The sequence below is a fragment of the Sciscionella marina DSM 45152 genome, assembly GCF_000379465.1.
Taxonomy (GTDB): domain Bacteria; phylum Actinomycetota; class Actinomycetes; order Mycobacteriales; family Pseudonocardiaceae; genus Sciscionella; species Sciscionella marina.
The window spans coordinates 143,402-167,700 of the sequence record NZ_KB905380.1 but is presented as its reverse complement, the minus strand read 5'-3'; the positions used below and the strand labels follow the sequence as shown (position 1 = coordinate 167,700).

Here is a 24,299-nt window from a genome sequence, read left to right as displayed (position 1 = left end):
GCTCAGCGGTGCGGGGTCAGCACGACGATGGGAATCGGCCGCTCGGTACGGTGCTGATAGGCCGAATAACGTCCTCGGTTGACGGCGTCGCACTTGGCGAGCAGGGCCGCATGACGGTCGTCGTCCCGGGACACGATCTCCGCGGTGGCGGGCCTTCGTCTCCGGCCGATCTGGATCTCGCATTCGGGTTCGGCCCGCAGGTTGTGCAGCCACGCCGGGGATGTGCGGGCGCCGCCGTCGGAGGCGACGACGAGGTAGGCGTCGTCCTCGCGCGCGTAGACGAGCGCGGAGGTGCGCGCTTGGCCGGAGCGTCGGCCGATCGTGCGCAGGAGCAGGGTCGGCATGCCGAGCAGCCGGTGCCCCAGCGCGCCGCCGGTCTTCTCGTAGATTCGCTGATGGGTGCGCAGGACCGCGAGGTAGAGGTCGGCCATTCGTTCTCCCGGTGACGGGTTCCCGGCGAGACTCTACCCGGTACGAGCGAATGTATCCGATGTCTACATCGCGGCCGATGGGCGGGTCACCCGGTCTGGCCGCTTCCCGGGCTGGCGCTGCCGTCGGCGGTGTAGGAACGGGCACCGGTGCCGGCGAGCGCACCGCCGTCGACGATCAGGTACACCTCGCGGATGGCGCGCCCGGCGAGGAAGTCCTCGAGGATTTCGCGCGTTCCCGCCGCGTAGCGCGCCTGCGCCGAGAGGGTGGTTCCGGAGACGTGCGGTGTCATCGCCTCGTGCGGCATGGTCCGCCACGGGTGGTTCGCGGCCGGTGGTTGCGGGTACCAGACATCGCCGGCGTATCCGGCCAGCCGTCCGGACTCCAGGGCCTCGACGACGGCGTCGCGCACCACGATCTCGGCGCGTGCGGTGTTGACGATGTAGGAGCCCCGGCGCATCGAGCCGATCAGCTCCGCGTCGAACAGGTGATGGGTCTGCGGATGCAGCGGAGCGTGAATGGAGACCACGTCGACCGAACCGGCGAGTGAGCGGGCATCGGGATGGTAGGTCAGCCCGAGTTGTTCCTCCAGTTCGGTGGGCAGTCGATGGGTGTCGAAGTAGTGCAGGCGCACGCCGAACGGGGCGAGGCGGCGCAGCACGGCCTGGCCGATGCGGCCCGCGGCGATCACTCCGACATCCATCCCCTCGAGGTCATAGGCCCGCTCGACCGAGTCGGCGATGTTCCAGCCGCCGGTGGCCGCCCAGTGGTGCGATGGGAGCAAATTGCGCACAAGCGTGAGGATCTGCATCACCGCGTGCTCGGCGACACTGATGCTGTTGCTGTAGGTCACCTCGGCGACGGTGATCCCCGCTTTCACGGCGGCATCCAGGTCCACGTGATCGGAACCGATGCCCGCGGTGAGCGCCAGCTTCAGCTTGCGCGCCTTGGCGATCCGTTCGGCGGAAAGGTAGGCGGGCCAGAACGGCTGGGAGATGACCACATCGGCGTCCGGCAGTTCCCGCTCGAACTCCGAATCGGGGCCGTCCTTGTCGGAGGTGACGATCAGTTCGTGGCCCTGGGCTTCGAGGAACCCGCGCAGTCCCAGTTCTCCGGAGACCGAGCCGAGCAGCTGCCCGGGGGTGAAGTCGATCGCCGAAGGAGAAGGCTGGGTCTGGCCGTCCGGATAGTCGCCGAGTGCCGGGATCGAATCGCGGGCGTAGACCGGCGGGTACCCGGTCACCGGATCCGGGTAGAGGACACAGAGAACCTTGGCCACGATGACTCCTCGCTACGAGCGGTGCGGAACGGCCGGAACCCGCGAAACCCTTGCGGTACGGCTGCTTTCAGTCTCGCGCGAGCGCACGGAGTTGTCCAAGACACAGTGTCGAACGGCCGATAGGCGGCACCGATCGAGACTCAGCCGGGCGGGCAGTGCAGCGCCTCGGTGATGCCGGTGCTCCGCGCGGTCGCGGCGAAGGCGCTGGTCAGCACCGATCCCGGCTCGGCCGCACTGGTGACCAGTCCGATGAGCGCGGAGACGGGCGGATCGTCCAGCCGGAACAGTGCCGCGCCCGGTGGCGGCCGCAGCGAACGCAGCCAGCCGCCCGGGAGGATACTCGCCCACCGTCCGGTGCCGACGTGAGTGAGCAGGGCGACCACGGAGTCCGTCTCGATCTGCGGGGTCACCGCGAAGCCCCGGGCGGCGAGCGCGTCATCGATCAGCTGGCGGCCGCGCATTCCCTTGTGCAACAGGCAAAGCGGCAGTTCCACCGCATCCGGCCAGCCCATCGCCTCCCGGCGTCCGGTCAGCAGGCCGCTGCCGGCGAGCAGGACGTGCTGCTCCTCGTAGAGCGTCGTGACCGTGAGGTCGGTGGTGTCCTGGCCGCTGGTGTAGATGATCCCGGCGTCCAGTTCGAACCGGCGCACCCGGTCCACGATATCGGCTGAGCGCAGGCTCGTCTCGAGGCGCACGCGCACCAGGGGATGTTCCGCGCAGAACGGGTCGGTGAGCAGCGCGACCGTGCCGGAAGCCGCCGGGATCACCCCGAGCCGCAGCTCGCCGGACAGGCCGGTCTGCAGCGCCGTGACCTCCTGCTTGAGCGCATCGTGGTCGGCGAGGATACGCCGCGCCCACAGCACCAGCCGCTCGCCTTCGGGGGTGAGGCCCTCGAAGTTGTGCCCGCGCCGAACGAGCGGAACCTTCAGCTCCTGTTCCAGTTTGCGCACCGCCTCGGACAGCGCGGGCTGGGACACGTAGCAGGCCTGCGCGGCGCGGGCGAAATGGCGCTCCCTGGCCAGGGCGACGAAGTATTCGAGTTGGCGGAACAGCATGAGCCGCGGTATTCAGCCGGTGCCCATGGGGTGACCCGGCGATCCGCCGGGATTCACCGGATCGATAAGCATGCCGCGACTATAGCGGCCGGGAACGCCGATCCCGGGCCGTGACCCCGGGGGTGTGCCATGCGGAGGGCAGCAGCGCGGAACGGATTCTCCGCCGCCAGGTGCCCTTGGCCGCGGTGACCACGTCGCGGCGCAGTGCGGCGAGATCCGGGAGACGCACAGGGGCCAGCTCGATCCCGGTCGCGGTACGCAGCAGATGGTCGGCGAGCGCGGGATTGCGCGCGAGGACCGGGCCGTGCAGGTAGGTCGCGAAGATCCGACCGTGCACCGCTCCTTCGGTCCCGTCGCCGTTCCCGGTGCCGGTGGTGACCCGCGCCAGCGGCCGGGTCCCCGGTCCGCGTTCGGTGATCCCGGCGTGGTTCTCGAATCCGGTCAGCACGGAATCGGTGAGCCCGAGCGCGGGATCCGCGCAGCCGGTCACCTCGCCGATCGATCGGTGGCGTCCGGGCCGGGTGGCCAGGTCGAGCAAGCCGAGGCCCTCCTGGTGTGCGCCCGAGGCGTCCACGGTCGTGGTGCCGAGGATCTGCAGTCCCGCGCAGACGGCGAACACGGTGCTGCCGTGCCCGGCGACCGCGGGGAACGCGCTCGCCCGCAGCAGCCTGGTCGCCTCGGCCTGTGCCACGTCCTCCCCGCCGCCGAGCAGGTAGATATCGCAGCCGAGCGGGACCGGCGAGTCGCTGGGCACCTCGAGGATCTCGGCGGCGAGCCCGCGCCAGTGCAACCGTGCGGCGAGCACGGTGGCGTTACCGCGATCCCCGTAGGTACCGAGCAGATCCGGTAACAGCGTGGCGATGCGTACCGCCGATTCGGTGCTCACCGGGATCCGTCCCCGGTGCGCCTGCGCAGCTCGGCGAATCCGGAGTAGTCGCTGACCAGATACACCGGTCCGGGTTCGAGTGCGGTGAGCGCGGCGAGCGGATCCGGTTCGGTGCCGTGCGCGATACCGGCGTAGCTCAGCCGAACCCCGAGATCGGCGGCCCTTGCCCCGGTGGCCAGCACCGTGTGCCCGGCGAGCCGTTCGAAGGGCACGTCGTAGAGCCAGGATGTGTCCCGGCCGTCCGCCTCGTTGGCGTTGATGGAGATGATCACCGGGGCGGGGTTCGCGGCGAGGATTTCCAAGGTGGCCGCCCAACCGGCGGGGTTCTTCGCGAGGATCATCCGTGCGGTGTGCCGTTCGGTCCGGATCGTCCGATAGCGGCCCGCGATGTCGTGCACCCGGTTCGCCGCCGCGGCCGCGCGCTCGACCGGAACGCCGAGCAGCCGGGCCGCGGCGACCGCCATCGCCGCGTTCTGTTCGTTGACCCGGCCGGGAAGCACCGGCCGCAGCGGCACCGGCTGCTCCTCAGGGGTCCGCAGCATCGTATCGGGATCCTCCAGGGTGAGCCGCCACTCGGGATCGGGGCGCTCGGTCCGGCAGCGCGCGCACGCCCAGTGCAGCGGGCTCCGTTTGGCCAGCCGATGCCCGCAGGCCGGACAGTTTCCCGTGTCCCCGTCCCATCCGGAGCCCACCGAAACCCAGACCACGCGCGGGAAGGCGGCGGCGATGAACGCGACATAGGGGTCCTCGCAGTTCGCCACGATCCTCAGGGCGGGGAACGAGTCCGCGAGGGCACGCAGCCTTCGTGCGGTGTCCCGCAGTTCTCCCGCCCGGTCGAGCTGGTCGCGGCTGAGGTTGCCGAGCACCACCGCGACCGGGTGCACCCGCTGCACCGCGATGGGCAGGTACAGCTCGTCGATCTCGACGACCACGGTCGGCGCCGGATCGGTGGCCAGCACCCAGGTGAGCCCGTCGAGCATGTTGGCCCCGGTGTCGTTGCTGGCCACCGGGCCCTCGGCGCGCAAAGCGGCGGTCAGCATCGCGGTGGTCGTGGTCTTGCCGTTGGTCCCGGAGACCAGCACGATGCGCCGGCCGCAGGCGAGCTCGGCAAGGCAGCCGGGATGCAGCAGCAGGGCGATCCGGCCGCCGATCACGTGCCCGCCGAAACCGGCGATCCGGGAGAGCCAGGCGACGAACCGCCCGGCGCCGACCGCGAACCGGGTCCGGATCGAGCGGCGCATGTCCGGTTTGCCGGTCTCGCTCCGTTGGGCGCGCTCGAGGGTGGCGGTCATGGCCCCATCGTGGCGGTGGGCAGGTTAGCGGTCGGCAAATCCGGGGTGAGTGTTCGGTTCGGAGGTGACGCCACGGAGCAACAGGGTGAACACCGGCGGGCTGGAGCTGGTGAGCCCGAGCCGCCCGCCCTCGGCCTCGGCGAGGCTGCGCGCCAGGGCGAGCCCGATGCCGTGTCCCCGGCCGGAGCGACGGGTGAACAGGGTGTTTTCCGCGGTGCTGATCCCGGCTCCCTCATCGGCTACATCGATCGCGACCGCCTCGCCCGCGTCCCGTACGCGCACCGTGACCGCGCCCCGGCCGTGCTCGACCGCGTTGTCCAGCAGCACCGTGAGCACCTGGCGCAGCGCCGCGGTGGAGGCGAGCGGCACCGCAACGGCGGGGTCCTGCCGGATGTGCAGCGCGCGGCCGCGTTCGGTCAACTGTCCGCCCCAGCCCGAGCGCACCTCGGCGAGCAGCGCATCGAGATCGACCTGCGCGGCGTGCGGGCGAGCGTCCCTGGCGAGGGCGAGCAGGTCGTCGATCGTGCGCTCCAGCCGGTCGGTGTCCTCGATCGCGGCGCGCAGCGTGGCACCGGGATCCGCGGGCGGGGTGTCCAGTGCGGCCTCCAGCCGTAGCCGCAGGCCGGCCAGCGGGGTGCGCAGCTGGTGCGAGGCGTCCGAGGAGAACGCCCGTTCCCTGGCCACCAGATCACCGAGCCGGGAAGCCGTGCTGTTCAGCGAGCCACCGACCGAGTCGATCTCGGCGATCCCGGAGTGTTCCGCGCGGACGCTGAAGTCGCCGTGGCCGAGCCGTGCCGCGGTGGTGGAGAGCTCCTCGAGCGGCCGGGCCAGCCGCGCGGCCTGGCGTCGGGCCACCACGTAGACGACCCCGATCGCGACCACGGCGAGCCCGGCCATCACCAGCCAGGTCAGCCCGGCGCGCTGGTAGACCTCGCCGCTCGGGGTGGCCGCGCGCACCACGGCGGCGACGCGCCCACGGTCCAGTACCGGTACCGCAACCACGAAGTCCCCGCCCACCACATCGGACTGAGTCTCCCCGTCGCCCGCGCCGGTGACCACCGGATCCGGATCGTGCGGACCGGGACCGAACAGCCAGCGCCCACCGGTGCCGTACACCGCGACGGTGGTCCCCGCATCGGTTCGCGGCAGCCGGGGAACGGGATGCCCGGGCACCGGCTGCGCGGAGACCACCAGCGCTGCCACATCCGCGGCCCGTTCGAGTTCGGTCTTCTCGTCCCCGGTGTAGTAGCGGATCAGGCCGATCGCGAGCGGCACGCCGAACAGGCCGATCGCCAACAGCGCGGAGAGTACGGTCAGCCCGATGATGCGGTTACGCACCCGGATCGCCTTCGGCCGCATCGGATGGCGGTTCGATCCGGTAGCCGTGCCCGCGCAGCGTGCTGATCTGTGGTGCCGCGCCCGCTTCGGCGAGTTTGCGGCGCACCGCGGCGATGTGCACGTCCAGGGTCTTGGTCGAGCCGAACCAGTGCTCATCCCACACATCCGCGAGCAGGGTTCCCCTGCTGACCGCGACTCCCGGTTCCGCGGCCAGCCGGGCGAGCAGGTCGAACTCCTTCACGCGCAGCTCGACCTCGCGGTCACCGAGCCAGACCCGGCGCGCCGCGGTGTCCACCCGCAGCCGCCCGACCACGAGCATCTGCTGGGACTCGGTGCGTGAGACGCCGCGGCGCAGATGGGCGCGCACCCTGGCAAGCAGTTCCCCGAGCCGCACCGGTTTGGTCAGGTAATCGTCGGCGCCCGCCTCCAGGCCGACGACCACGTCCATCTCGTCGTGCCGCGCGGTCAGGATCACCAGCACACACCAGGGCAGCCGCGCCCGCAACCGGCGGCACACCTCGACCCCGTCCAGGCCGGGCAGGCCGAGGTCGAGCAGCACCAGTTCGAAGTCCCGTTCGCCCGCGATCCGCAGCGCGTCTTCCCCCGTCAGGGACCAGCTGACCTCGTGGCCGTGCGCGCGCAAGCTCGAGCGCAACACCGCACCGATGGTGTCGTCGTCCTCCACGATCAGCAAACTCGCCACGGGCAGCAGGGTACTCAGCCGCACCACGGTGAATGTGAAACGCGGCAACGGGTCCGGTTCACCGGCAGGCGGGCGAACCGGCGGCGTGGTCGTGGATACCGGCCTCCGCGCCGACGGCGAGCCGTCCGGGACGCAGCACCGCGAACTTCGCGCCGAACGCGAGACCTTCGGGCGTCCGCCGGTAGGTGGCCAGGGTGCGCAGGGGTTCGGGTCCGGTGCGGGCGGCGGTTTTCTGGTCGACCGTGGTGACCGCACAGCGGATGGCCGGTTTGGCGTAGCCGAGTTCGGCCTCGCCGACGGTGATCCGCAGGGCCGTGTCCTCGAGGTCCGGTCCCGCGCAGCCGTCGAGGACGATGTTGGGGCGGAACCTGCTCATCGGCACCGGAGGACTGCCGTTCGCGACGATGCGCCGGTTGAGTCGGTTCAGCGAGGCCGTGGACAGCAGATGCACCGGGCAGCTGTCCGCATAACCCGAGGTGCCCGGGGTGCGTCCATCGGTGACGCGCGCGTGTTCCGGCGGCACCCGCACCAGCCTGCTGGGCGCACCGAGTACCGCGGTGAGCCAACGGGCGGCCGCGGCGCCCTGGTCGATTCCGCGATACTGGTCGCCGAAGAGGCTGACCGTGCGGCGCGGGCCGTCCCGGTCCACGGTGATCGGGACCGGTTCGAAGCCCTCGGCATACAGGGCGAGCCGGTGCCCGTCCGGGTCGATCTCCGGGCGGATCAGGGCCAGGCGCGGGTCCCGGCGCTGGGAGCGGAACACTCCCTCGGGTGAGACGACCATGAAATCGCGGTCGTTGGCGAGCCCGGCCGCGGTGAGCCGTGTGGCGGGCAGCTCGAGGCCCGCGCAGCCTTTCACCGGATAGGTGAGCAGCGCGGCGATGGTGATCATGCGTTCCCTCCTCGTTCGGAGAGCAACGCTAGTGCAGATGCGGCGCAACACGATGGCAAATATTGCGGCTCTTATCGGCTGTTCGGCAATAATCGGATCATGGATCGTATCGACCGCGCAATCGTGCATCAGCTGCGCCAGGATGCCCGGCTGACCAACACCGAGCTCGCCGACCGGGTAGGGCTCACGCCGGCGCCGTGCCTGCGCCGCGTGCGGAGGCTCGAGGAAGCCGGCGTGATCACCGGCTACCACGCACACGTCGACCCGGATCGCATCGACCGCGGTTTCGAGGTCTTCGTGAACGTCAACCTGGCGGCCAAGGACCGGTCCACTGTGGAGCGATTCGAATCGGCCGTGGCGTCCTATGACGAGGTCGTGGAGTTCCGGCGGATGTTCGGGCTGCCCGACTATTTTCTCCGCGTGGCCACCGCAGATCTGGCCTCGTTCGAGACCTTCGTGACCACCAGACTCGAGGACGTTCCAGGGATCGCGACCGTGGATTCGCATCTCACCATGAAGAACATCAAGTCGGCACGCTGGAGCTGAGGCGCGCCAGATTTCACCTGCGCTGCAACGGTTTCGCGTTGTCGGCGATGAAATTTCGCAACGCCGGAACCGCCCGGGGAACGGGAACGGCTGCCGAAGAGCCCCGATCCGTTCGGTATCGGGGAGTATCTGATCGGCATGCGGCTGGAGAGCTACCGCATGGACGACTTCCTGCCCGCCGTGGAGCCCGGCGGGTACGAGCCCGCACCTGCGAACTCACGATCGGCGGGCTGACCCCGACCATGGCCGGGTGGCCGGACGCCGTGCCCCGGATCACCCCCATCCGGCCGTACCGGGTTTTCAACGAACGCCTCGCCGTCCGCAAGGAGTCCTACGACACCTCGACCCGCCGTCCCGGCCCCGATCTCGCCGTTGCGCTGAGGAGTTTCAGCATCCGGGAACAATTGTTTCCGTGATCCGTTTCCGAGCATGGTGTGCCGAACGGAAATCGTGCCATTGACGCGGGAGCAGAAAATGTCGTTGACCGAAGTGATCGATGCGACCAAAGAAGCCGTGACGCGGGACGCCGGTGCCGCGGCCGCCCATTTCAGCGTGACGCACGAACTGCGCGCCGGAACCCGGACCGCCGTCGACGTCCGCGCCCGTGGGCATGCCTTCGGCGTGGACGAACCCGCTACGCTCGGCGGCACCGACAGCGCGGCGAACCCGGTGGAGTATGCCCTCGCCGCGCTCGGCTCCTGTCAGGTCATCACCTATCAGTTCTGGGCGGCCAAACTCGGAATCCCCATCGATTCCATCACGGTCACCGTCGACGGCGATATCGACCTGCACGGGTTTTTCGGATTCACCGATTCCACTCGTCCCGGATTTTCCGACATTCAGGTGCGCGTCGAACTGAACGGGCCCGCCGAAGCGCAGCGGTACGAGGAATTGCGTCGTCAGGTCGACGAACACTGCCCGGTACTCGACCTCACCAGGAATCCGACCCCGGTCACCACGACACTGGCCTGAGCGTTCAGTCCTGTTCGTCGACCGGATCGGGCAGGGTCCATCGGTCGCCGCGGCGCGGGTGGATGTAGCCGTAGTAGTACAGGTAACCGATCGCGAAGATACCGAGTGCGATGGCGACCGGAACCCAGTCGGTGAGCAGGTTCTCGTACACCACGACGACCATGGCGGCGAGCAGCAGCAACGGCGGGACCGGCCACAGCGGCATGCGATAGGGCGCCTTCGCAGTCCGCCCGCGTACCCGGCCGGTGAACGCGCCGATGCCGACCAGAATGTAGGTGATCACGAGGCTCGCCCCGGAACCCAATAGCAGCACGGGAAACGGCACGAACCAGTATACGAGTGCGGCGATCACGGTGACGGTGATCGTGGCGGTGAGCGGGGTGCGCAGCCGCGGGTGGATCCGGGACAGCGGCGTACCGACCCGGTCGGGGAGCGAGCGGTCGCGCGCCGCGGAGTAGAGCAGCCTGCCGATCTGCAGCATGATCGCGATGACCGCGTTGATCACGGCGAGCGCGATGCCGAGGCTGACCGCGATGTTCAGCGCGCTACCGCCCCTGGCGAGCAGGAAGTAGTTCATCGGGGCGTCCGCCGCGATCAGGTCCATGGTGTCCGGTGTACCGAGCAGCACCGCGATCAGCGGGATGAGTTCCGCGGCGACGGTGATGGCCAGCGACCACAGGATCGTCTTGCCGATGGTCTTGCTCGCCTGCTTGGTCTCCTCGGCGTAGTAGACGGCGGTTCCGTAGCCGTTGTAGGCGAAGATCGCGGTCGCGGTGAAGGACACGACCACCCCGGCCGCGGCCGCGGTCAGGGTGCCGTTCGGTGCGGCCGTCTGCGCGGTCCAGAGTGTGGCGATCGGCTGGTGCGCGTTGGCGAATCCCAGCACCGCGAGCACCGCGAGAGCGAGCAGTTCGAGCACGAGGAAGGTGCCGGTCACGATCGCGTTGGTGCGGATGCCGAGCACCGCGATCGCCCCGGTGACCAGGATGACGACCACGCCGATCCATCGCCCGCTCAGCGCGGGCCAGGCGGCGCCGAGGTAATCCCCGGTACCGGCGGAGATCACCCCGATGATCAGGATCCCGGTCACGAAGGTGAGTACATAGAGCGCGAAACCGGTGGACTTGCCGACCGTGCGCGCCACGAAGGCGTACTCCCCGCCGGTGATCGGGAACGCGCTGGAGAGCTCGGCATAGCAGAACGCGACCAGAATGCCGACGACCGCGGCGATGAGGAACACGACCGCGGCGGCTCCGCCGACTCCCTTGATCACCGAGGGGACGATGATGAACACGCTCGAGGCAGGAGTCACCGAGGACAGGGTGATCAGCATGTTCTCTTTGAAGGTCAGCGAGCGGGCGAGGTCCTGCCGGTAGGCTCCGGTCCCGGTCGCGCTGGTGGGTTGCTCGACCATCACGACACCTCCGTGGTGTGTGCGGGGAGTTTATTGACACAAGAGTCAAGACCCTAAGATGGCGTCATGTCAATACAACCGGGCAATACTTGACTTTATTGGCGTCGATGTCAGACGATGATTGGCATGGCGCGTCCGAGTAACAAACCGGTGCGCCGCGAGCAACTGGTCGGCGCCGCGACGAGAGCGATCGGCCGGCGCGGTCTTTCCGGGCTACGCGTCGCCGATGTCGCGGAGCAGGCCGGTGTGGTTCGCGGCTCGGTGCACTATTACTTTCCCGATCTCGCCGAGCTGCTGCAGGAGGTCTACCGGCAGGCCGTGGAACGGTTCTGTACCAACAGGATCGAGCTGGCCGAGACCTTCGGGGACGCGCGCGACAAGCTGGTCGCCGTCGCCCGTGGCGGGATCCCGTGGAGCGCTGATGACGAACTGGTCAGCGTGCTCTACGAGTTCACCGCGACCGGCAGGCAGGATCCGGTGCACGCCGTGGTCTCGGAGAGCCTGTTCGAGCGGCAGGCCATGATGTACACCGCGATCCTGGAAATCGGGCGGGTGCAAGGACATTTCCTGCGCACCGGGTCCGCCAGAGACATCGCGGCGAACCTCGTCTGCCTGGAGAACGGGTACGGCTTGGAGATCTTCTCGCGCAACGCCGCCATCAGCCCGGAACGCGCCTTCGGCCTGATCCTGTCCTATGCGCGGGATGCCACCGGATGCACCGAGCTGTTCCCCGAGCGGGTATCCCACGAGAAAGGTGACCGGGAATGACACAGACTCGCACGCCGGCCGGGGATCCGAGGGCCCGCGAGCTCGGTATCCGGTTGGACGGCGAGCCGGGAACGTGGAACGCCATCACGGATGTTCCCGGGGTCGAACTCGGCTATCGCACCCTTGTCGAAGGGGAAGGCTCGCTGATGCCCGGTTCGGGACCGGTGCGCACCGGAGTCACCGCCATCCTGCCGCGCGGCCGGGACGAGGTCGGCACACCGTGTGCGGCGGGCCGGTACTCGCTCAACGGCAACGGCGAGATGACCGGGACCGCGTGGATCGACGAGACCGGATCGCTGACCCTGCCGGTCACTCTCACCAACACGCATGCCGTGGGGACCGTGCACCGGGGCGTCATCGACTGGGTGGCGCGCGAACATCCCGGGATCGCCAGGGAATGGCTGCTTCCCGTCGTCGCCGAAACCTGGGACGGCTATCTCAACGACATCAACGGCGCCCACGTGCGGACCGAACACGTGGCCGAAGCCATCGGATCGGCCGCGGCCGGTCCCCTCGCCGAAGGGTCCGTCGGTGGCGGCACCGGGATGTGTTGCTACGGCTTCAAAGGAGGCAGTGGCACCGCCTCCCGGACCGTTCGCCACCACGGGGACGGTTACACCGTCGGTGTGTTCGTGCAAGCCAATTTCGGCGCTCGCCGTGAACTCACCGTCGCCGGGACCCCTGTCGGAAACCGGCTGCTCGACGACAATCCGATGGAAGACGGCGAATGGCTCGCCACCCCGGGAGCCGGTTCGGTCATCGTCATCCTCGCCACCGACGCACCACTGCTTCCCGGGCAGTGCACCGCGCTCGCCAGGCGGATCCCGCTCGGCCTCGCGCGCACCGGAACCTCCGGGGGGCACTTCTCCGGAGACCTGTTCCTGGCCTTCTCCACGGCCAATCCCGGCGCCCTCACCAGTAGCATGACCGGCGCCGCGGCGTACGAACAACTGCGCTTCATCCCGTGGGGGAGCGTGGATCCGTTCTACACTGCCACCGTGCAGGCGACCGAGGAAGCCGTGCTGAACGCGCTGATCGCGAATGCCGAGATGACCGGCCGCGACGGTCACCGGATCCCCGCGCTGCCCCACGACCGGCTCGCGAAGCTGCTCGGTGCCGCGGTCTGCTGACCGCCGCGCGGTGTTTCTCCGGTCACTCGGCGGCCGTTCGTTCTCGCCGTGGGCTTTTGTCCGTGCCGGGCAGTCCGTAGCTCGCGACGACGTGTTCGAAGCCGGCGGCGATGAATGCGAGCAGGCATCAGAAGATCAGCGCGAGTGCCGCCCCGTCGGACCGGGTGCGTGCGGCGGTCCATACAGCAAGGTGGACGAGGAAGGTGCCGGATACGCTACGCAGGAAGGGCCTCGCGGCCCAGGCCGTCCCGCCTGCGGTGAGCACACCGCCGGTCTGCACGAACCGGGTGAACAGTTGCCCCGACTGCGTAACGGTCCCGCCTTCGATTCGGCGACCATTGCCTGCGCGTGCGGGCCTTCGGCGATGGACAAGGGCATCGGTTCGACTCCTTCGCCGGATCCCTGGACCGGGCTCAGCGAATCTGCCGTGTGTTACCGGCTCATCACGCCGTGGTGACCGGCCGGTCAGGTCTCGCCGCCTGCCGATGACCCGCCCCGTGAGGCGGGCTGCGGTGTCTGTTCCGCGATCATGCGCAGTGCCTCGACATGCCGGAGGAACCGCTCGCGCCCTTCCTCGGTGGCCCGGACCGTTGTCTTGGGAACCCGGCCGAAATACGTGCGGCGCTGCGCTACCTGGCCGTCGTTCTTGAGCGTGGTCAATTGCTTGGACAGCGCGGAATCCGATAACGACACGGAGTCTCGTAGAAAAGCGAAATCGCACCAGTCCACCGAGCCGAGCACCGACATGATCGCCAGCCGGGTCGGATCCGACAGCAGACGGTCCAGTCCCGGTGTCTGCCCAGGGGAGGCCGTCATCGGGCCGCCGGTCGCGCGGACCGTGTGGTGAGCGACTGTCCGAGCGCGAACAGCGCGGTGAACACCAGCCCGCACAGCACCCCCATCACGGTGTTCGGATAGCCGGGAAGGCCCACCGCGTTCGCGATCGTATGCGCGAAACCGGTGCCATAGTGCAGAAGCAGCCATGTGACGGCCGCGTCCACGAACAGCGCCAGTCCGAAGACCCGTGGCAGTAAGGATTTCCGGGCCTCGACGCCGCGAATCCGGCTCAACGGAGCCGAGCGGAGGACGAATCCGGCGACCAGCACCACGACGAGCGCCGCCAGCACGAAGACCGCGATCAGCTTGCTCCCGCTCACACTCACGAAGTCATTGCTCGCCCCACCCGCGACGGCGAGCACGAACATCGCCGCGTACACCCACCAGGGCAACCGGGCCGCCCGCCGCGCACGATCCTGTTGCGCCTCGGCGATCACCAAGGCTTCCGCCGCCTGTCGTTCGTCCATCACAGCTCCTTTGACTACTTGCCTATCTGGAATATAGTCACTGCTTTCCAATTAGGCAAGTAGCCGTGGGCTGGCCGAGGAGCGGAAAGGCGCACCTTTTCCGGCGACATGGTGCTGCCGTGCGCCCACCGTCGCGCACTCATCCATCACAGCGGCTGGGAAGTCCGGACATACAACGGCTGGCTTTGAAGTCACCCGTCCGAATTTCATCCCACCCGAATATCGTCATGCTTCATGCGGTGGCGCGGGCATCGGTCGTGTCCTGGTGCGCGCGTTCTGAACGGGCGGACCGCTCAGTCCAGGGCGGCGGCGAGCTGGGCGCCGCGGGCGGTGATCGCCTCCATATCGCCGGGCACCCCGGGTTTCCACGGTGGTACCAGCGGATCACGGTCGGTATCGGTGTAGCGCGGGATCACGTGCAGGTGGAAGTGGAACACGCTCTGCCATGCCTCGGCGCCGCAGCAGTTGAGCAGATTCACTCCGTCCGCGCCGAGCGTGCCGATCACGGCTTTGGCGATCCGCTGCGCGGTGAGTGTGACGGCGGTCAGGTCTTCGGCGGCGATCTCGAGCAGGTCGTTGCTGTGCCGCTTGGGAATGACCAGCAGGTGCCCGTCCGTACCGGGATTACGGTCCATGAAGGCGTAGGTCGAGTCGTCTTCGGTCACTCGCGCATGCGGGACATTACCGGTCACGACACCGCAGAACAGGCACTCAGCACTCATGTCGGCCGAGCATAGTGCCCGCGGAGTCGCTCGATGATGTGCGGCCGGATCCGTTTCGGCCGTGTTTATCGCTGGTGACTGTGGTAGACATTTCGATAGTCAACAGCGTAGACACGCGATAATCGGAAGGGGTGGGGCAATGGCACCGGCGAAGGGGCGGTCCGGTTCGCGCCCCCGGCGTCCGCGGGACAGCCTGAGCCGGGAGAAGATCCTGGCCGCGGCCGAGGAATTGGCCGCGGAGGGAGGTTTCTCGGCGCTGACCTTCCAGGCGATCGGGGACAAGCTGCGGGCCCATCCGACCTCGATCTACCGGCATTTCCGGGACAAGGACGAGTTGCTGCTCGAACTGGTCGATTCGCTGCGCGCCAGGTCGTATTTCCACGATCTGGTGGCGACCGATGACTGGCTGGACGACATCCGCCGGACCGGTCAGCTGATCCGGGCGCATTATCTGCGTTATCCCGCGTTCGCACTGGAGATGGCCATGCGGACGACCCGGCGTCCCACGGAGTTCCACAATGTGGAGTTCACCCTGGACGCGTTGCGCCGCGGTGGGATCCCGGACGATGAAGCGGTGGTGTTGATGCGGGCGATGGGGAACTTCCTCCGCTCGATCGCGAGCGCGGAGGCCGCTTACCGGGCCATGGACGAATCGCTGCGCCAGCGGGACGAGGTGGCCTGGCAGCTGGAGTACCGGCAACTCGATCCGGGGGAGTACCCGAACATCACCCGGGTCGCGGACAAGCTGCTGAACCTCGGGGACCCGATGGGCTTCGAGACCGCGCTGGAGTTGGTGCTCGAAGGGATCGCCGCGCACGCCCGCGCGGCGACCGGGCAGTCAGCCGACTGATCCACGCAGTGCCGTGACCATTCCGGCGATGAGCCGAGCCTGTCCGGGCAGCGCGGGCAGATCGATCCATTCGTGCTCGGCGTGCGCACCGTCGCCGAGCGCGCCGAGCCCGTCGAGGGTCGCAATGCCGAGCGCGCTGGTGAAATTGCCATCCGAGGCGCCGCCCACGTGCGCCTCCTCGACCGGTTCGAGGCCGAGCTCGACCGCGACGGAGCGGGCCAGCTCGAGCAGTTTCCCGGTGTGGCCCGGTTCCAGGGGATAACGGTTGACCCCACCCCGCACCTCGAGGGCGATCTCGGCGTTCTCCGGTGCCAGTCCCCGGATTTCGGTGTTCACCCGGTCCAGCTCGCTCGCCGTCCAGCCGCGCACGTCCACGTCGAGTGTCGCCTGCGCGGCGACGGCATTGATGGCGCTGCCCGCGTGAGCCACGGTCGGGGTGACCGTCGTCCGGTGTTCGGTATCCGCGAGTCCTTCGATGCGCGGAACCAACCGCGCGAGTTCACTGAGCGCGTTGATCCCGGACTCCGGTTCGAGCCCGGCGTGCGCGGCCCGGCCGGTGAGGTGCACGCGGTAGATCCCCGCGCCCTTGCGTGCGGTCTTGACCGCGCCGTGCTGGCTCGGCTCCAGCAGCAGCACCGCTTCGTAGTCCGCCGCCACCCGTTCGATGAGCGCGCGCGAGGTCGCCGAGCCCTGCTCCTCATCGCTGGTGACCAGGAATCCGACGTGTCTGGTGTCCTCGGTGATCTCCAGTGCCTCGATTCCCAGGACCAGCCCGGTTTTCATGTCGAAGATCCCCGGACCGGTGCCGCGTCCATTGTGGACGGCGAACGGCCGCCGTTCCAGGGTGCCCAGCGGCCACACGGTGTCCACGTGGCAGAGCAGCAGCACCTTGGGATCCTTGGCCTGCCACAACAGATGGGGCATGCCGTCTTCCTCGATCACGGTGCCTGCCGAGCCGAGCACCGGTGCCAGCCATTGCCGCAGCAGGGTGAAGCAGGCGCGCACGCCCGCAGTGTGCCCGGTCGGTGTCTCGATCCCGACCAGCTCGCCGATCCTGTGCACCATCCGCTCCGGATCGAGGTCCGCGGACCTGATCCGCTCAGTCCAGGAATGCTCCGCGCCGCTCGCCACAACCGTCCTCCACCCTGATCAGAACTGTAGTCAATGTCATTGACTATGACATCGGGATGTCGCTTCGATCAAGCATCGGTACTGTTCGTAGCGCTGATCGTCGTTGTCAGTAGTCATGACTATAAAGTTGTCTACTAGGGTTGCTGTTTCGCTCGCGAATGGCCACACTGAGCCGATCGACAGCTCATGCGAGCCGACCCGAGAGGCCCTCAACGATGAGTATCAGCACCGGGAGTCCACGCTCAGTGGTCCGCAGGCTGGCGTGCCTTTCCGTCGCGGTACTGCTGTCCGGTCTCGCCGGATGCGCGGGCGGCGCCACCGCGGGTTACCGGGAACCGCCGCCGAAGCAGGTGCGTTCCGGTGGCAGCCTGGTCATCGGTTCCGAGCAGGAACCCGGTTGTGCCGATTGGATCGGCAGCTGCTCGGGATCCGTTTTCGGCACCTATGTCATGCAGGTGCAGACGATGCCCGCGGTTTTCCAGTACCGCCCGGTGAACGGGGGCTGGCGGCCGGTGGCCACGGATCTGATGGCAGCCGAACCGAGCACGACGGTGGTCGGCGGGAAACAGCGGATCGTATACCGCTTCAACCCGAAAGCCGTCTGGTCGGACGGGGTGCCGATCGGATCGGCGGATCTCAAGTACACCGCGCTGCAGGTCCGGGACGGCGAGGACATCCTGGACAAGACCGGGTGTTCGCTGATCGAGTCGGTGTCCACACCGGACGCCAAGACCGCGGTCGTCACGCTGAAACGGCCCTATGTGGATTGGAAAGCGCTTTTCAGCGGATTCGGCAATGTGCTGCCAGAACATCTGCTCGCCGGGCAGGACCGGGACAAGGCGATGCGGGACGGCTACAGCTGGAGCGGCGGGCCGTGGAAGATCGCCGCGTGGAAACGGGGTTCCTCGGTGACCCTGGTGCCGAACGACCGGTACTGGGGCAAGCGCCCGAAACTCGACAAGGTCACCTTCGAATTCACCGCGAACACCTCCTCGCAGTTCCTCGCGTTCCGCAGCGGACAGCTCGACGCCATCTACCCGTCGCCACAACTGGAAGCGATCAACGAGGTCGAGGAAGGGATGCCGAACGCCCGGCTGGCGCTCGAGGCCAGGACCACGAACGTCGAAGCGCTCTGGCTCAACAACGCCGCTTTCCCGTTCGACAGCCTCGCGGTCCGTAAGGCGTTCGGCCACGCGGTCGACCGCAAGGCGCTCGTCACCCGGCTGTACGGAAAGCTCGGCGTACGGACACCGGTGCAGACGTTCTGGCCGGGCAACAATGCCGAGTTCGGTGGCGACTCCTTCGCCGGGTACCGGCGGGATCTTCCCGAGGTGGACCGGCTCATGCGTGCCGACGGATGGGCCAGGAACGATCGCGGAATCTGGGCCAAACACGGACGCGAGGCGCGATTCACCCTCGTCTCGCTTTCCGGTGACACCCGGCGCCTGCTCGAACAGCAGATCATCCAGAGCCAGGTCAGGCAGGCGGGCTTCGAAATGACGATCGACAACAAGACCCCCAGCGAGCTGTTCAGTAATACCGCACCCAAGGGCGCGTTCCAGGCAGGACTGTGGACGCTGATCGCCACCAACCCCACGGATACCTTCCAGAGCGACCGGATCCCCAGCAAAGCCAACGGAGAGGCCGGCCTGAACTTCATGCGGGTGCGGGACGCCCGGGTCGATGAACGGCTCGGCAAGGTGGATAGCACGCTTGATCCGGCGCGGCGCAAGGAATACAGCAAACAGGCGGACGCGGCACTCGCCGACGGCGCGGTGTCCCTTCCGCTCGACGATGTGCCGAGCATTCTGCTCACCAACAGAAAGATCGGTGGTCCGGTCAGCATCAATCCGGTCGAGGGCCCGTTCTGGAACCTCAACGAGTGGGGATTGATCGAGGGCTGAGGCACACATGCTGAAATTCGCGGCGAAACGCTTCGCCTATTCGCTCATCGTCGTGTTCATCGCCTCGTTCATTCTGTTCTGGGCGGTGCGCGCGACCTTCGATCCGCTAGCCAAAGTCCGGTTGAGCCACGATCCTGGCGCCATCGCCCGTGAGACGAAGCGGCTCGGTCTCGACCAGTCGATCGTGCAGCAATACTTCACCTGGCTCGGCCGGTTCCTCACCGGGGACTGGGGAGTCAGCTCGGCCACGAACGAGCCGGTGTTCTCGGTGATCGGCCGGGCGCTCGGCACCACCGCGCAGCTGCTGCTCTGGGGCCTGCTGCTCGCCGTCCTGGTCGCGGCCGCCGTCGGCGTGTACTCCGCCATCCGGCAGTACTCGATCGGCGATGTGGCACTGACCGGGCTCTCGTATCTCGGTCTCGCCATGCCCCCGTTCTGGTTCGGCCTCGTCCTGATCGCGGTCGTATCGCTTGCCCCGCAACAACTCTTCGGCTGGCAGGAGCCGCCGTTCTTATTCGTGGGCCTGCATTCCCCGGACTCCTCCGGGATCGGTCTCGACTACTTCCGCCACTTGGTGCTGCCGGTGCTGACCTTCACCGCGCAGCTGATCGGCAACTGGAGCAGATACCTGCGCAGCTCCATGCTCGGCACGCTGCGCAGTGACTATGTCCGCACCGCGCGCGCCAAGGGAGTGCCACGTCGCCAGGTGATCCTGCGCCACGCGGTACGCAACAGCCTCGGTCCGTTCATCACCGTGGTCGCGCTCGATGCCGGTCTGCTGTTCGGTGGGCTCGTGGTCACCGAGCAGGTGTTCGCCGTGGACGGCATGGGGCGGCTGTTCTTCAGCTCGATCCAGGCCGGTGACGCCTTCGTGCTCGTTCCCTGGATGGTCGTCGTGGCGCTCGCGGTGATCCTGTTCAACCTGCTCGCCGACTTCAGTTACGCGTGGCTCGATCCGAGAGTGAGGCTGCGATGAATCCGACGGGTACCGCCGCTCCGGTACCGGGGAACAAGCCGTCCGGTCGCGGGTTCCTGCGGCGGTTCCGGCGGCACCGGTTCGCCATGGCCGGTCTCGCCATCGTCCTGGTGCTCGCTTTCTGCTGCTATTTCGCGAACATCGTGGCACCGTTCGCGCAGAACGATCAGCACTTGCTGCTCGGGGCGACGCCACCGTCCTGGCGGCACCTGCTCGGCACCGATCAGCTCGGCCGCGACTATCTGACCGAGATCCTGTACGCGGGCCGGCTTTCGCTGACCATCGGCCTGTCCGTAGCGGTACTGTCCACAGTGGTCGGTACCGTTCTCGGGGTCATCGCCGGGTACGCGGGGCGCTGGATCGGCGAGGTGGTCATGCGGATCACCGACCTGTTCCTCGTGGTTCCCCCGCTCGCGGTGCTCGCCGTGGCGCTGCAGGGACTCGGGCGCTCGTACCTGATCATCGTGCTGGTGCTCGCGGGGATCGGCTGGACGGTGATCGCGCGGGTGGTGCGCGGGGAGGTGCTGGCGCTGCGGGAACGTGCCTATGTGGACGCCGCCCTCGTACTGGGCGCCTCGCATCTGCGGATCGTGCTGCGGCATCTGCTGCCCAATCTCGCCGGGGTCGCCGCGGTCAGTGTCTCGGTGAACGTCGCCACCTCGATCATCCTCGAATCGACGCTCAGTTTTCTCGGCTTCGGCGTCCGCCCGCCACAGTCGAGCTGGGGCAACATGCTCAGTCAGGCTTCCGGATATGTCGGGACTCCACAAGGATATCTGCTCTATTTCCCCGGACTCGCCATCCTGATCACCGTGCTCGCGGTCAGCTTCGTCGGCGACGGATTGCGCGATGCCTTCGATCCGAGGAGGAAACAGTGACCGCACAGAATCCGCCGCTGCTGATGGTCGAGGATCTCAGCATCGCCTTCGGCACCGAGGAGGGCACCGCGAGGGCGGTCGAGCAGGTCTCGCTGCGTGTGGAAAGCGGACAGGTGGTCGGCCTCGTCGGCGAATCCGGCTCGGGCAAGAGCGTGGTCTCCGCGGCGATACTCGGACTGTTGCCGAACACCGCGCGGGTCACCGGCTCGGTCCGGTTCCAGGGGACCGAACTGCTCGGCCGTACCGAATCGCAACTGCGCGAACTGCGCGGCAACGAGATCGCGGTGGTGTTCCAGGACGCGCTCAGCGCGCTCAACCCGGTCCTGAAGGTCGGCGATCAGCTGGCCGAGGCGATCCGGGTGCACGACCGGAGCCTCACGAAAAAGCAACTGCACGAGCGGGTGGTGGAACTGCTCGATCTGGTCGGCATCTCCGCGCCGGAGCAGCGCGCCGGGCTGTATCCGCACGAGTTCTCCGGCGGTATGCGGCAACGGGTGCTGATTGCCATGGGCATCGCCAATGAACCGCGGCTGCTGATCGCCGACGAACCGACCACCGCGCTCGATGTGACCGTGCAGGCACAGATACTCGAGGTGCTCGAGCGGATCCGGGACCGCACCAGTACCTCGATCCTGTTGATCACCCACGACCTCGGGGTGCTCGCCGGTCTCGCCGATCGCGTGGTGGTCATGTATGCGGGCAGCAAGGTGGAGGACGGTCCGGTCGAACCGATCTTCTACCGGACCGCGCACCCGTACACCAGGGGGCTGCTCGCCTCGCTGCCACGGGTGGACCGCCGAACCGACCGGACGAGCAGGCTCTACCGCATACCCGGGCAGCTGCCGAACCCGCACTCCCGCCCGGAGGGCTGTGTGTTCCACCCCCGTTGCCCGCACGCACAAGCGGCCCGCTGCGACCGCGAGCGCCCGCAACCGAGCGTGGTCGGGGACGGGCACGTCGCCGCCTGTCTGCGGATCGAGGAGATCGGATGACTGCGCCGGTACTGGACATCCGCGATCTGGTGAAGGAATTCCCGTTGCGCGGCAAGGCAGGACCCAAACAGACCGTGCACGCGGTATCCGGTATCGATCTGACCGTCCGGCGTGGGCAGACCCTCGGCCTCGTCGGAGAGTCCGGCTGCGGGAAGAGCACCTTGGCCCGCTGTGCGGTGCGGTTGACCGAGCCGAGCTCCGGAACCGTCGAGCTCGGTGGCGCCGACTTGTTCGCGATGAAGGGCCGCGCACTGCGGGCAGCACGACGACAATTGCAGATGGTGTTTCAGGATCCGTTCACCACCCTGGATCCCACGATGACGATAGGCGGCATTCTGCGCGAGCCGCTCGAGATCCACGGCATGCACCGGCGCCGCAGGGACGAGTACGTCCGCGAACTGCTCGACCGGGTCGGACTCGATCCTGGCCACGCGCACCGGTATCCGCACGAATTCTCCGGCGGTCAGCGTCAGCGCGTCGGGCTGGCCAGGGCACTCGCCGTGGAACCGAGTGTCCTCGTGCTGGACGAGCCGTTGTCCGCGCTGGACATCAGTGTCCAGTCCGGGGTGCTGAATCTGCTCGAGGATCTGCAGGAGGAATTCGACCTCGGCTACCTGTTGATCGCGCATGATCTCTCCGTCGTGCGGCACACGAGTACCGAGGTCGCGGTGATGTATCTCGGGCGGATCGTGGAACGCGGGCCGGTGGACGCGGTGTACGACGGCGCGCTGCATCCCTACACCCAGGCGCTGCTCTCGGCGGTGCCGGTGCCCGATCCACGCGCCGAACGCCGCCGGGAACGCATCGTGCTCACCGGCGACGTACCGCAGGCCACCGATCCACCGTCGGGCTGCCGGTTCCGCACCCGGTGCCGGCTGGCCACCGAGATCTGTGCCAGCACGGTGCCCGAACTCGTCGAGCACGACAGCGGCCACCGGGTCGCCTGCCACCATCCGCGAACGATTTCCAGCTAGGAGGACAACGATGTCAGATCAGGCGCACCGGTTCGCGGTTCCGCATCTGCTGACCGCGCGTGCGACCCGGGGCAGCGCGGGCCGGACATTGCTGGTGTACCAGGGAGAGCAGCACGCCAGGGGTGTGGTCGCGGACCTGATGACAGGGGAGCGGCCCGCCGAACTCGATTTCCCGGTTTCCCCGGAGTCGATGCTCACCGGGGACGGGGAATGGCTGCTCCAGCTGGACGACGAGAACGGTTCCGAACTCGGTCACCTGTGCGCGATCCCGGTGTCCGGCGGGGAATCCGTCGACCTCACCCCGGACCGGCCGCCCTATGTGGTGCGCGGCCTCGACGTCAGCGCGGACGGCGGCGCGGTACTGCTGACCGCGGTGGACGAGGACGGCTTCCACCTGATCGTCATCCCGTTTCCCTGGGAGCGGCCGAAATGTGTCTACTCCTCGCCGCACGAGGCGTGGTGGGGCCGGATCTCCGCCGATGGCACGCTGGCCTCGATCGACAGCACCGATCACGGTCCCGGTGTCCGCCGAACCGCGGTCACCGTGATCGATGTGGCGAAGGCCGAACCGATCGCGGTGCTCGACGACCTCCCGGACGGACCGGTGCGGGCGAGCTGCTTCGCCGAACGGCGCGGCGATCCACGGCTGCTGGTGACGACCGAACGGACCGGGTACGCGCGCCCCGCATTGTGGAACCCGGTCACCGGGGAACGCCGGGACTTCACGCTTCCCGGACTCGACGGGGAGGTCGTGCCGCTGGACTGGTGTGCCGCCACCGGCCGGATCCTCGCGGTACACGTGGATGACGGGATCCACATCGTCGGCGAGATCGACATCGAATCCGGCGAGCGCACCGTGCTGGCCGCGCGGGACGGCAGCTATATGCAACCGGACGTGGCCGGGACCTTCCCGTTCACTGTGCGATCCTGGTACCTCCCGGACGGTTCGGTGGTTCTCGCGCGGTCCCGCTGGGATCTGCCGCTGCATCTGACCCGGGTGGCGGACGGCACCCATACGGTCCTCTTCGAACCTGCCGAGGTCCCGCACGGGCAGCGCTTCAGCTCGCACCTGATCACGAGCAGGGACCGTACGAAACTCCAACTGTGGGCGGCATTCCCGGAACACGCCGAACCACGCGGCACCGTCCTTTCCGTACACGGCGGCCCGAATCTGGTCACCGTGGACGGGTATTCGCCGGACGCGCAATCCTGGCTCGATGCGGGGTTCGCCTATGCGGCGTTGAACTATCGCGGATCGGTGACTTTCGGCCAGCGGATCCGCGAGGGGTTTCTCGGGGCGCTCGGGGAACGCGAACTCGAGGACGTCGAGGCCGCCATCGCCTGGCTGCGCGGCCGGGGCGCGGCCCGTCCGGAGTCCACGTTCATCACCGGCGCCTCCTACGGCGGATTCCTCACGCTGATGTCGCTGGGCAGGCTGCCCCACCTGTTCGCGGGCGGGCTCGCGGAAGTGGCCATGGCCGACTGGAAAGCGGCCCACGACGACCAGAACGCGGCGCAGAACTACGTGTGGCAGCAGTGGCTCGGCGGTGAACCGGACGAGTTCGAGGACCGGATCCGACGGTATTCCCCGATCACCTATGTCGAGCGGGTCACCGGCTCGGTATGGCTCAACCAGGGGGTCTACGACACCCGGACCCCGTCCGGTCAGGCGCAGAAATACGCCGACGCGCTCGCGGCCACCGGTGCCGATGTGGTCCTGGACTGGTTCGAGGCGGGCCACGAATACGAATACAGTGTCCTCGCCAGCGCGCGGGCGCACCGCCGCAAACTCGAGCTCGCCGAACGGACCCTGCGCGGTCGGCGGTGGGCCGACTCACGGTGAGACCACGGCCGCGCCGGATAT

The 24,299-nt window shown here is 68.1% G+C and carries 25 protein-coding genes; 12 read left to right on the top strand and 13 right to left on the bottom strand.

The features are described from left to right. Window positions 1-2: 2 nt before the first annotated feature. From A37U_RS0100740 to A37U_RS41815, 8 genes are all read right to left on the bottom strand, one after another. Entirely contained in the window at window positions 3-431 is a 429-nt protein-coding gene (locus tag A37U_RS0100740) for a nitroreductase family deazaflavin-dependent oxidoreductase (RefSeq protein WP_020494682.1), read from the bottom strand. A gap of 86 nt (window positions 432-517) precedes the next feature. Further along, a complete protein-coding gene (locus A37U_RS0100735) occupies window positions 518-1,708 on the bottom strand; it encodes an NAD-dependent formate dehydrogenase (RefSeq protein ID WP_020494681.1) in 1,191 nt (396 codons plus the stop codon). Between the two features lie 140 nt (window positions 1,709-1,848). Further along, window positions 1,849-2,763 (bottom strand): LysR family transcriptional regulator, encoded by a 915-nt coding sequence (locus A37U_RS0100730; RefSeq protein WP_020494680.1) that lies wholly within the window; start codon window positions 2,761-2,763, stop codon window positions 1,849-1,851. 79 nt (window positions 2,764-2,842) lie between these two features. Next, window positions 2,843-3,649, bottom strand: coding sequence for a type 1 glutamine amidotransferase (locus A37U_RS41820; RefSeq protein WP_020494679.1), 807 nt, complete (start codon window positions 3,647-3,649; stop codon window positions 2,843-2,845). After that, window positions 3,646-4,941 (bottom strand): Mur ligase family protein, encoded by a 1,296-nt coding sequence (locus A37U_RS0100720; RefSeq protein ID WP_020494678.1) that lies wholly within the window; start codon window positions 4,939-4,941, stop codon window positions 3,646-3,648. The genes A37U_RS41820 and A37U_RS0100720 overlap by 4 nt, the downstream gene beginning before the upstream one ends. Before the next feature lie 24 nt (window positions 4,942-4,965). Then, entirely contained in the window at window positions 4,966-6,279 is a 1,314-nt protein-coding gene (locus A37U_RS0100715; protein ID WP_040586525.1) for a sensor histidine kinase, read from the bottom strand. Further along, the gene (locus tag A37U_RS0100710) at window positions 6,272-6,982 is read right to left on the bottom strand and encodes a response regulator transcription factor (RefSeq protein ID WP_026196757.1); all 711 of its coding nucleotides are present in this window, start codon (window positions 6,980-6,982) and stop codon (window positions 6,272-6,274) included. Before A37U_RS0100710 ends, A37U_RS0100715 begins: the two co-directional genes overlap by 8 nt. 58 nt (window positions 6,983-7,040) lie before the next feature. Continuing rightward, window positions 7,041-7,874: an MOSC domain-containing protein gene (locus tag A37U_RS41815; RefSeq protein ID WP_020494675.1), complete on the bottom strand. Its 834-nt coding sequence runs from the start codon at window positions 7,872-7,874 to the stop codon at window positions 7,041-7,043. Between the two features lie 99 nt (window positions 7,875-7,973). On the opposite strand from A37U_RS41815, the gene A37U_RS0100700 reads away from it, so the two are divergent. The 3 genes from A37U_RS0100700 to A37U_RS0100690 all read left to right on the top strand — a co-directional run bounded on the left by A37U_RS0100700 (window position 7,974) and on the right by A37U_RS0100690 (window position 9,392). Next, window positions 7,974-8,420 (top strand): Lrp/AsnC family transcriptional regulator, encoded by a 447-nt coding sequence (locus A37U_RS0100700; protein ID WP_020494674.1) that lies wholly within the window; start codon window positions 7,974-7,976, stop codon window positions 8,418-8,420. Between the two features lie 242 nt (window positions 8,421-8,662). Further along, complete coding sequence (locus A37U_RS51215; protein WP_020494673.1) at window positions 8,663-8,836, top strand: hypothetical protein; 174 nt, start codon at window positions 8,663-8,665, stop codon at window positions 8,834-8,836. 58 nt (window positions 8,837-8,894) lie between these two features. Further along, window positions 8,895-9,392 (top strand): OsmC family protein, encoded by a 498-nt coding sequence (locus A37U_RS0100690; RefSeq protein ID WP_020494672.1) that lies wholly within the window; start codon window positions 8,895-8,897, stop codon window positions 9,390-9,392. A gap of 4 nt (window positions 9,393-9,396) precedes the next feature. On the opposite strand, the gene A37U_RS0100685 is transcribed toward A37U_RS0100690, so the two are convergent. After that, window positions 9,397-10,806, bottom strand: coding sequence for an APC family permease (locus A37U_RS0100685; protein ID WP_020494671.1), 1,410 nt, complete (start codon window positions 10,804-10,806; stop codon window positions 9,397-9,399). 126 nt (window positions 10,807-10,932) lie between these two features. On the opposite strand from A37U_RS0100685, the gene A37U_RS0100680 reads away from it, so the two are divergent. Beyond that, window positions 10,933-11,574 (top strand): TetR/AcrR family transcriptional regulator, encoded by a 642-nt coding sequence (locus A37U_RS0100680; RefSeq protein ID WP_020494670.1) that lies wholly within the window; start codon window positions 10,933-10,935, stop codon window positions 11,572-11,574. After that, entirely contained in the window at window positions 11,571-12,704 is a 1,134-nt protein-coding gene (locus A37U_RS0100675) for a DmpA family aminopeptidase (protein WP_020494669.1), read from the top strand. The genes A37U_RS0100680 and A37U_RS0100675 overlap by 4 nt, the downstream gene beginning before the upstream one ends. A 465-nt stretch (window positions 12,705-13,169) precedes the next feature. Here the strand turns inward: A37U_RS0100675 and A37U_RS0100670 are convergent, their stop codons facing one another. From A37U_RS0100670 to A37U_RS0100660, 3 genes are all read right to left on the bottom strand, one after another. Then, window positions 13,170-13,520: a winged helix-turn-helix domain-containing protein gene (locus A37U_RS0100670; RefSeq protein WP_020494668.1), complete on the bottom strand. Its 351-nt coding sequence runs from the start codon at window positions 13,518-13,520 to the stop codon at window positions 13,170-13,172. Next, window positions 13,517-14,008, bottom strand: a complete 492-nt coding sequence (locus A37U_RS0100665) for a hypothetical protein (RefSeq protein WP_020494667.1) — start codon at window positions 14,006-14,008, stop codon at window positions 13,517-13,519. Before A37U_RS0100665 ends, A37U_RS0100670 begins: the two co-directional genes overlap by 4 nt. Before the next feature lie 293 nt (window positions 14,009-14,301). Continuing rightward, window positions 14,302-14,730 (bottom strand): HIT family protein, encoded by a 429-nt coding sequence (locus tag A37U_RS0100660; RefSeq protein ID WP_020494666.1) that lies wholly within the window; start codon window positions 14,728-14,730, stop codon window positions 14,302-14,304. A gap of 139 nt (window positions 14,731-14,869) precedes the next feature. On the opposite strand from A37U_RS0100660, the gene A37U_RS0100655 reads away from it, so the two are divergent. Continuing rightward, the gene (locus A37U_RS0100655; protein WP_020494665.1) at window positions 14,870-15,580 is read left to right on the top strand and encodes a TetR/AcrR family transcriptional regulator; all 711 of its coding nucleotides are present in this window, start codon (window positions 14,870-14,872) and stop codon (window positions 15,578-15,580) included. Here the strand turns inward: A37U_RS0100655 and A37U_RS0100650 are convergent. Continuing rightward, a complete protein-coding gene (locus A37U_RS0100650; protein WP_020494664.1) occupies window positions 15,569-16,711 on the bottom strand; it encodes a M20/M25/M40 family metallo-hydrolase in 1,143 nt (380 codons plus the stop codon). The genes A37U_RS0100655 and A37U_RS0100650 overlap by 12 nt on opposite strands. Window positions 16,712-16,926: 215 nt before the next feature. Between A37U_RS0100650 and A37U_RS0100645 the strand changes: the two genes are divergently transcribed. The 6 genes from A37U_RS0100645 to A37U_RS41805 are packed head-to-tail and all read left to right on the top strand — an operon-like array spanning window position 16,927 to window position 24,278. Next, entirely contained in the window at window positions 16,927-18,615 is a 1,689-nt protein-coding gene (locus tag A37U_RS0100645) for an ABC transporter substrate-binding protein (RefSeq protein ID WP_157182559.1), read from the top strand. Window positions 18,616-18,622: 7 nt separating this feature from the next. Continuing rightward, window positions 18,623-19,591 (top strand): ABC transporter permease, encoded by a 969-nt coding sequence (locus tag A37U_RS0100640; RefSeq protein WP_020494662.1) that lies wholly within the window; start codon window positions 18,623-18,625, stop codon window positions 19,589-19,591. Next, the gene (locus A37U_RS0100635; RefSeq protein ID WP_020494661.1) at window positions 19,588-20,469 is read left to right on the top strand and encodes an ABC transporter permease; all 882 of its coding nucleotides are present in this window, start codon (window positions 19,588-19,590) and stop codon (window positions 20,467-20,469) included. The genes A37U_RS0100640 and A37U_RS0100635 overlap by 4 nt, the downstream gene beginning before the upstream one ends. Beyond that, entirely contained in the window at window positions 20,466-21,461 is a 996-nt protein-coding gene (locus A37U_RS41810) for an ABC transporter ATP-binding protein (protein WP_020494660.1), read from the top strand. The genes A37U_RS0100635 and A37U_RS41810 overlap by 4 nt, the downstream gene beginning before the upstream one ends. Then, window positions 21,458-22,435, top strand: coding sequence for an ABC transporter ATP-binding protein (locus A37U_RS0100625; RefSeq protein WP_020494659.1), 978 nt, complete (start codon window positions 21,458-21,460; stop codon window positions 22,433-22,435). The genes A37U_RS41810 and A37U_RS0100625 overlap by 4 nt, the downstream gene beginning before the upstream one ends. 10 nt (window positions 22,436-22,445) lie before the next feature. Then, on the top strand, window positions 22,446-24,278 hold the full coding sequence (locus tag A37U_RS41805; protein WP_020494658.1) for an alpha/beta hydrolase family protein: 1,833 nt from the start codon (window positions 22,446-22,448) through the stop codon (window positions 24,276-24,278). Window positions 24,279-24,299: the final 21 nt, after the last annotated feature.

What these genes read in the sequence shown, in the direction of transcription:
- A37U_RS0100640 (WP_020494662.1), top strand. Translation starts at nt 18,623, where the DNA reads ATGCTGAAATTCGCGGCGAAACGCTTCGCCTATTCGCTCATCGTCGTG.
- A37U_RS51215 (WP_020494673.1), top strand. Translation starts at nt 8,663, where the DNA reads ATGGCCGGGTGGCCGGACGCCGTGCCCCGGATCACCCCCATCCGGCCG.
- A37U_RS0100660 (WP_020494666.1), bottom strand. Translation starts at nt 14,730, where the DNA reads ATGAGTGCTGAGTGCCTGTTCTGCGGTGTCGTGACCGGTAATGTCCCG.
- A37U_RS0100665 (WP_020494667.1), bottom strand. Translation starts at nt 14,008, where the DNA reads ATGGACGAACGACAGGCGGCGGAAGCCTTGGTGATCGCCGAGGCGCAA.
- A37U_RS0100670 (WP_020494668.1), bottom strand. Translation starts at nt 13,520, where the DNA reads ATGACGGCCTCCCCTGGGCAGACACCGGGACTGGACCGTCTGCTGTCG.
- A37U_RS0100730 (WP_020494680.1), bottom strand. Translation starts at nt 2,763, where the DNA reads ATGCTGTTCCGCCAACTCGAATACTTCGTCGCCCTGGCCAGGGAGCGC.
- A37U_RS0100740 (WP_020494682.1), bottom strand. Translation starts at nt 431, where the DNA reads ATGGCCGACCTCTACCTCGCGGTCCTGCGCACCCATCAGCGAATCTAC.
- A37U_RS0100685 (WP_020494671.1), bottom strand. Translation starts at nt 10,806, where the DNA reads ATGGTCGAGCAACCCACCAGCGCGACCGGGACCGGAGCCTACCGGCAG.
- A37U_RS0100720 (WP_020494678.1), bottom strand. Translation starts at nt 4,941, where the DNA reads ATGACCGCCACCCTCGAGCGCGCCCAACGGAGCGAGACCGGCAAACCG.
- A37U_RS0100635 (WP_020494661.1), top strand. Translation starts at nt 19,588, where the DNA reads ATGAATCCGACGGGTACCGCCGCTCCGGTACCGGGGAACAAGCCGTCC.
- A37U_RS0100655 (WP_020494665.1), top strand. Translation starts at nt 14,870, where the DNA reads ATGGCACCGGCGAAGGGGCGGTCCGGTTCGCGCCCCCGGCGTCCGCGG.
- A37U_RS0100645 (WP_157182559.1), top strand. Translation starts at nt 16,927, where the DNA reads ATGAGTATCAGCACCGGGAGTCCACGCTCAGTGGTCCGCAGGCTGGCG.
- A37U_RS0100700 (WP_020494674.1), top strand. Translation starts at nt 7,974, where the DNA reads ATGGATCGTATCGACCGCGCAATCGTGCATCAGCTGCGCCAGGATGCC.
- A37U_RS0100625 (WP_020494659.1), top strand. Translation starts at nt 21,458, where the DNA reads ATGACTGCGCCGGTACTGGACATCCGCGATCTGGTGAAGGAATTCCCG.
- A37U_RS41815 (WP_020494675.1), bottom strand. Translation starts at nt 7,874, where the DNA reads ATGATCACCATCGCCGCGCTGCTCACCTATCCGGTGAAAGGCTGCGCG.
- A37U_RS0100690 (WP_020494672.1), top strand. Translation starts at nt 8,895, where the DNA reads ATGTCGTTGACCGAAGTGATCGATGCGACCAAAGAAGCCGTGACGCGG.
- A37U_RS0100675 (WP_020494669.1), top strand. Translation starts at nt 11,571, where the DNA reads ATGACACAGACTCGCACGCCGGCCGGGGATCCGAGGGCCCGCGAGCTC.
- A37U_RS0100680 (WP_020494670.1), top strand. Translation starts at nt 10,933, where the DNA reads ATGGCGCGTCCGAGTAACAAACCGGTGCGCCGCGAGCAACTGGTCGGC.
- A37U_RS41805 (WP_020494658.1), top strand. Translation starts at nt 22,446, where the DNA reads ATGTCAGATCAGGCGCACCGGTTCGCGGTTCCGCATCTGCTGACCGCG.